This is a genomic window from Chryseobacterium sp. HNCC26DJ238 (assembly GCF_057180465.1).
The window spans coordinates 1-589 of record NZ_JBXUGI010000061.1; the positions used below are offsets into that span (position 1 = coordinate 1).

Consider the following 589-nt stretch of genomic DNA (forward strand, 5'->3'; position numbering starts at 1 on the left):
AACTTCGTACTCCGGAAAAGGGCTGGATAAAAAGGAGGATTCCAAAGGAGGCTCAGATTTATGGCTGATAAGAACAAACTCGGAGGGAAATGAAATTTGGCAGAAGACATTAGGCACAGCCCAGGACGATGAAGCCAGAGCGGTCATCCAGACCACTGACTTAGGATTTGTTGTTGCAGGCAATGTCCAGAACTCACCCGATGGTTTCGGTTCTAAAGATGTCATGATCATCAGGCTCGATAAGAACGGAAAAGAAGTTTCCCGGCTGATCCTCGGCGGAAGAGGAAATGATGAAGTGGAAAAAATGATCCCGACCGCTGACGGCGGTGTTCTGTTGGGCATGTATTCGAGGAGTGCATCCTCCCTCAATCCCTCCAAAGGAAAGGAGCTGAGAGATTCATCGCCCGAGAATTCCCAGTTAAAGCTGAATATTTATTCTAAAAAGACGGATAATGAGGGTGAAGGAGATTATTGGATCGTTAAAATATCGAAAGAAGGAAAAGTTGAGTGGGAGAAAAATTACGGAGGAAAAGGAGATGACCACCTGAGAACTTTAGCGATGACCTCTACAGGATACATCATCGGAGGT

1 pseudogene is annotated in these 589 nt (G+C 45.8%); it reads left to right on the forward strand.

Annotated elements, in window-relative coordinates:
- Positions 1-589 (forward strand): annotated as a pseudogene (locus tag AC2A07_RS19710) (T9SS type A sorting domain-containing protein); the annotation flags it as partial.